Source organism: Streptomyces herbicida (genome assembly GCF_032656585.1).
Lineage (GTDB): Bacteria > Actinomycetota > Actinomycetes > Streptomycetales > Streptomycetaceae > Streptomyces > Streptomyces herbicida.
This window is the reverse complement of the sequence record NZ_JAUYWJ010000049.1, coordinates 24,628-31,098: the sequence shown is the minus strand read 5'-3', so window position 1 is coordinate 31,098 and position 6,471 is coordinate 24,628. Positions and strand designations below refer to the sequence as shown.

Here is a 6,471-nt window from a genome sequence, read left to right as displayed (position 1 = left end):
AATCCGGCCGCACACCCCACGATTCGAGGAGGCGGAACAGCGCCACCTCGACCGCGAAGAGCGCGGGCTGGGCGCACCCCGTCTGATGCAGGGTCTCGGCGTCGGTGTCGACCGGCGCGTCCAGACGCGCACACACCTCGTCGTACGCATCGGCGAACACGGGGAACGCCCCGTACAGCTCACGCCCCATACCGATCCGCTGCGAACCCTGACCCGAGAACAGGAAGCCGACCTTGCCCTCGCAGCGGGCGCGTCCCAGCGTCACGTTCGCAGCCGGTTCGCCGACGGCGAGGGCGGTGAGGGCCTGCCGGAGCTCGTCCGGGCCCTGTGCCAGGAGCACCGCGCGGTCCTCGAACGTCGCGCGGGAGGCCAGGGAAAGGCCGATGTCGGAAGCCGTCCAGCCATCCTTCGCCTCGAGGTGGCCGGCCAGCCGGGCCGCCTGGGCGCGCAGCGCCGGCTCACCCTTGCCCGACAGCACCCACGGCACGACTGCGCCGGAGTCGGGCGTGGGGGGCAGCTGCGCCGTGGCGGGGGCCTCCTCGATGATGGTGTGGGCGTTGGTGCCGCTGACGCCGAAGGACGAGATCGCCGCGCGGCGCGGGCGGTCCGACCCGGGCCATGCGACGGCCTCGGTCAGGAGCCGGACGTCACCGGCCGACCAGTCCACGTGCGGCGTCGGATCGTCCGCGTGCAGGGTCTGCGGGAGCACGCCGTGGCGCATGGCCATGACCATCTTGATGACGCCTGCCACGCCTGCCGCGGCCTGCGTGTGGCCGATGTTGGACTTCAGCGAGCCCAGCCACAGCGGCCGGTCCTCCGGCCGCTCCTGACCGTACGTGGCGAGCAGTGCCTGCGCCTCGATCGGATCGCCCAGTGTCGTGCCCGTGCCGTGCGCCTCAACGGCGTCCACGTCGCCCGGAGCGAGTCCGGCCGAGGCCAGCGCCTCGCGGATCACCCGCTGTTGCGCCGGCCCGTTCGGCGCGGTCAGGCCGTTGGACGCGCCGTCCTGGTTCACGGCGCTCCCCCGCACCACCGCCAGGACCTCGTGGCCGTTGCGCACGGCGTCGGAGAGGCGCTCCACGAGCACCACGCCCACGCCCTCCGCCCAGCCGGTACCGTCCGCGTCCGCGCCGAACGCCCTGCAGCGGCCGTCCGGCGACAGACCGCGCTGGCGGCTGAACTCCACGAAGACGTTCGGGCTCGCCATGACGGTGACGCCACCGGCCAGGGCCATCGTGCACTCGCCGTTGCGTAACGACTGCATGGCCAGGTGCAGGGCGACCAGGGACGACGAGCAAGCCGTGTCGATCGTGACGGCGGGGCCTTCGAGGCCGAAGGTGTAGGACACCCGGCCGGAGACGACGCTGGACGCGCCGCCGACGAGCCGGTGTCCTTCGACGCCTTCCGGCGTGCGGCGCACATCGGCTCCGTAGCCCTGGTAGGCCATGCCGACGAAGACGCCGGTCCGGCTGCCGCGCAGCTGCGCGGGGGCGATCCCGGCCCGCTCGAAGGCCTCCCACGAGGTCTCCAGCAGGAGGCGCTGCTGCGGGTCCATCGCCAGGGCCTCGCGCGGCGAGATCCCGAAGAAGCCGGCGTCGAAGTCGGTGGCACCGTAGAGGAATCCGCCGTCACGCGCGTATGTCTTGCCGGGGCGGTCGGGGTCGGGGTCGTAGAGGGCCTCGACGTCCCAGCCGCGGTTCGAAGGGAACTCGGAGATGGCGTCGCCGCCGGACGTCACCAGGTCCCACAGGGCGTCGGGCGAGTCGACACCGCCGGGCAGGTGGCAGCTCATCGCCACGATGGCGATGGGCTCGTCGTCGGCGGCGGCGTGCTGCTCCTGCGGCACTGCGGCCGGGGATCCGAGCAGCTCGTTCTGCAGGAAGCGGGCGAGCGCCGTGGCGTTGGGGTAGTCGAAGACCAGCGTGGGCGGCAGCGCGAGACCGGTCGCCGTGTTGACCTTGTTGCGGAGTTCGACGGCGGTGAGGGAGTCGAAGCCGAGGTCCTTGAAGGCCCGGTCGGGCTCGACATCCGCCGCCGAGGAGTGGCCCAGGACGGCCGCGACGTGCGCGCGGACCAGGTCGACCAGAGTCTCCGTGCGCTCGGCCTCCGGCAGTCCGGCGAGCCGGGCCGCCAGGGGCGGGGCGCCGGTGGCGGCGTCGGCCGGTGCGGCGGTGCCGGCGCGGCGCACCTCGGGCAGCTCGGACAGCAGGGCGCTCGGGCGGCCCACGGTGAACGGGCCGATGAACCGTTCCCAGTCGATGTCAGCCACGACGACGGCGGTGTCGTCGCAGTCCAGGGCGCGCTGGAGGGCGGTCACGGCGAGTACGGCGGGCAGGGTGACGACGCCGCGGCGGCGCAAGTGCTCCTCGTCGGCGTCGGTGACCATGCCGCCGTCGGCCCAGGGGCCCCAGGCGATTGCGGTGGCGGTCAGACCCCGGGCCCGCCGCCGGGCGGCGAGCCCGTCGAGGAAGGCGTTGCCGGCCGCGTAGGCGGTCTGCAGTCCGCTGCCCCACACGCCGGCGATCGAGGAGAAGAGGACGAAGGCGTCCAGCTCGCGGTCGCCGAGCAGTTCGTCCAGGTGCGCGGCGCCGCGGGCCTTCGCCGACACCGTGCGGGCGAAATCGGTCGGCGTCAGCTCGTCGAAGGAGGCGAACTGTTCCACGCCCGCGGCGTGGAAGACAGAGGTGAAGGTGTGCTCGGCGAGCAGCGCCGCCACCGCGTCGCGGTCGGCGACGTCGCACACGGCGAGAGTGACGCGCGCTCCCAGCTCTTCCAGTTCGGCCTTGAGCGCGGTCGCGCCGGGCGCTGCGGGGCCGCGGCGGCTGGTGAGTACCAGGTGTTCGGCACCGGCACCGGCGAGCCAGCGGGCGACGTGCCCGCCCAGGGCACCCGTACCACCGGTGATCAGCACCGTGCCGCGCGGCGACCACGGCCGGCCGACGCCACTTCGGGTGTGGGCGAGCCGGGCGGTGAACACGCCGGAGGCGCGGACGGCGACCTGGTCCTCCCGGCCGTCCACGGCGCCGGCTCCCTGGCTCAGTACGGCGGCGATACGGCCGGCGGCGCGCTCGTCGACGGCCGCGGGCAGGTCGATGAGACCGCCCCAGCGCCGGGCGTGCTCCAGGGCGAGGGCGCGGCCGAGGCCCCACACCTGGTTCTGCACCGCGCTGAGCGGTGCGTCGTCGGAGCGGCCGGTGGCGGCCGCGCCCCGGGTGGCGCACCACAGCGGCGCGTCGACGCCCGCGTCGCCCAGCGCCTGGGCCAGGGCCACGGTCTGCGCGAAGCCCCGGAAGAGCGCGGGGTGCTCGGGCAAGGCGGTCTCGTCGGTCGCGAGCAGCGACAGGACGCCGTCGAGCGATCCGGCTTCAGCTGCGGCCCCGGTCAGCTCGTCGGCCAGGGACGCGCGGTCGGCGTCGGTGCCGACCGTCAGCGGGATCAGGTGCGCGCCGCGTGCGGCGAGCGTCGCGCGGACGGTCTCGGCCCACTCGTCGCCCTCGGGCGCGGCGAACAGCCATGTGCTGCCGGAGAGGTCGCCGGCGGACAGGCCGTTCAGCGGCTGCCAGGCCAGCTGGTAACGCCAGCCGTCCACGACGGACTGCTCGCGCCGCTGACGCCGCCAGGCGGACAGCTTCGGGACCACGACGTCCAGTTCGTCGGGGCTCAGCCCCAGCGTGGCGGCGAGGGACTGGGCGTCCTCGCGCTCGACGCACGCCCAGAACTCGGCGTCGACCGCGTCCACGGCGGCCGTCTCGTCCTCGGGTGCCTCAAGCCAGAAGCGCTGCTGCTGGAAGGCGTAGGTGGGCAGGTCGACATGGCGGGCGCCCGGGAAGAGGGCCTGCCAGTCCGGGGAGACGCCGTGCACGTGCAGTTCGGCGAGCGCGGTGACGACGGCCTGCTGCTCGGGGCGGTCGGCGCGCAGCAGCGGGACGGTGACCGCCTCGTCGACACAGCCCTTCGCCATGCCGCTCAGGACGCCACCAGGACCGATCTCCACGAACGTGGTCACACCCAGCTCGTGCAGGGTCCGCACGCCGTCGGCGAAGCGGACCGCCTCGCGGACGTGCCGCACCCAGTACTCGGGGGTGTACGGCTCGGCCGGCCGGCCGGTGAGGTTCGAAACGACGGGAATCCGCGGCTCATTGAAGACCAGACCGCTGACGACCGCGGCGAACTCCTCCAACATCGGATCCATCAACGGCGAATGGAAGGCGTGACTGACCTTCAGCCGGGACGTCTTTCGCCCCTGCTCCCCGAAGGCCTCACCGATTGCCACGACCACGTCCTCAGCGCCGGAGACCACAACCGACTGAGGGCCGTTGACCGCCGCGATGCCGACGCCGTCGGTCAGGTACGGCAGCACTTCGTCCTCGGTCGCCTGGAGCGCCACCATCGCGCCGCCCACAGGCAAGGCCTGCATCAATGCGGCACGCGCCGACACCAGCCTCGCCGCATCCTCGAGCGACAACACACCCGCCACATGAGCAGCCGCGATCTCACCCACCGAGTGACCGGCCACGTAGTCCGGCCGGACACCCCACGACTCCAGCAGCCGGAACAGCGCCACCTCAACGGCGAACAACGCAGGCTGGGTGCAACCGGTCTGGTCGAGCTGCTCCGCGTCCGCGTCGAGCGTGACGTCGAGGTGGGCGCGGATCTCGTCGTAGGCCGCGGCGAACGTCGGGAACGTGTCGTAGAGTTCGCGCCCCATGCCGGCCCGCTGCGAGCCCTGGCCGGAGAACAGGAACCCGGTCTTGTCACCGAGGCGGGCGGCGTTCTGCACGACGGCCGCGGACGGGGTGCCGGACGCCAGTGCCCGTACGCCTTCGATGAGTTCCTCCAGGCTCTCGCCGATGACGGCCGCCCGGCGGTCCCAGGCGGTGCGCGTCGTGGCGAGAGCAAGGCCGATGTCGGCCGGCGAGCGGCCGGGGCCGCTCCCGCCGCTGCGGCCGTCCTCCAGGAAGGAGAGCAGGCGCTCCGCCTGGGCGCGCAGTGCCGCGTCGCTCTTCGCCGACACCACCCAGGGGACCGGTCCCACAAAGGCCGTCTCGCGGGCGGGCTCTTCACTTGTCGCGGCCTGCTCGACGATGACGTGCGCGTTGGTGCCGCTTACGCCGAAGGACGACACGGCGGCGCGGCGGGGGTGGTCCGAATCGGGCCACTGGAGAGCCTCGGTCAGCAGCTTGACGCCGCCCGCCGACCAGTCGACCTGAGCAGTCGGCTCGTCCACGTGCAGCGTCTGCGGCAGGACGCCATTGCGGATGGCCATCACCATCTTGATCACACCGGCGACGCCGGAAGCGGCCTGCGTGTGACCGATGTTGGACTTGATGGATCCCAACCACACCGGTCGGTCGTCGGAGTGCTCCTGGCCGTACGTGGCAAGCAGTGCCTCCGCCTCGATCGGGTCGCCGAGGGTGGTGGCCGTGCCGTGCGCCTCGACCGCGTCGACCTGGGAGGCGGTCAGGCGCGCGTTCTCCAGCGCCTGCCGGATCACGCGCTCTTGCGACGGGCCGTTCGGGGCCGTGAGGCCGTTGGAGGCGCCGTCCTGGTTGACGGCGCTGCCGCGGATGACGGCGAGCACGTCGTGGCCGAGCCGGCGGGCGTCGGACAGCCGCTCCAGCAGGAGCACGCCGACGCCTTCGGACATGCCCGTGCCGTCGGCGGTCGAGGAGAACGCGCGGCAGCGGCCGTCGGGCGACAGGCCGCGCTGCGCGCTGAACGCGATGAAGGTGTTCGGCGTGGCCATCACCGTCACGCCGCCGGCCAGGGCGAGCGAGCACTCGCCGCGGCGCAGCGCCTGGGCGGCCAGGTGAAGTGCCACCAGCGAGGACGAGCAGGCCGTGTCGACGGTGACCGCCGGGCCTTCGAGGCCGAGGGCGTAGGAGATGCGGCCGGACACGACGGCGGCGGTGTTCGCGGTGACGAGGTGGGCCTCGGTGTCGCCGTCACCCTGCCGCTGGAGGTAGGCGTGGTCCTGGCCGTTGGTGCCGACGAACACGCCGGCCCGGGTGCCGCGTGCGGAGGCGGGGTCGATGCCCGCGCGTTCGAGGGCCTCCCAGGAGGTCTGCAGGAGCAGCCGCTGCTGCGGGTCCATGACCAGGGCCTCGCGGGGGGAGATCCCGAAGAACGCGGGGTCGAACTCGCCGGCGTCGTAGAGGAAGCCGCCCTCGCGCACGTACGTGCGGCCCGTCCGCCCGGGCTCGGGGTCGTAGATCGTGTCCAGGTCCCAGCCGCGGTCGGTGGGGAACTCGGCGATGCCGTCGCCGCCCGCGGCGACCAGTTGCCATAGGTCCTCGGGCGAGCCGACCCCGCCCGGGTAGCGGCAGGCCATTCCGACGATGGCGATGGGCTCGGTGTCCTTCGCCTCCAGCTCACCCAGCTGCCTGCGGGTCTGACGCAGGTCCACCATCACGCGCTTGAGGTAATCCCTGAGCTTGTCGTCGTTCGACATGTTTTACGTCCTCGGTAGCA

General features: G+C 73.1%; 1 protein-coding gene. It reads right to left on the bottom strand.

Annotated features, from left to right (window positions below; translation table 11 throughout):
* Positions 1–6,451 (bottom strand): type I polyketide synthase (locus Q8A52_RS47770; protein WP_316764879.1); only part of this gene is annotated, 6,451 nt, incomplete at its 3' end.
* Between the last annotated feature and the right edge of the window lie 20 nt (positions 6,452–6,471).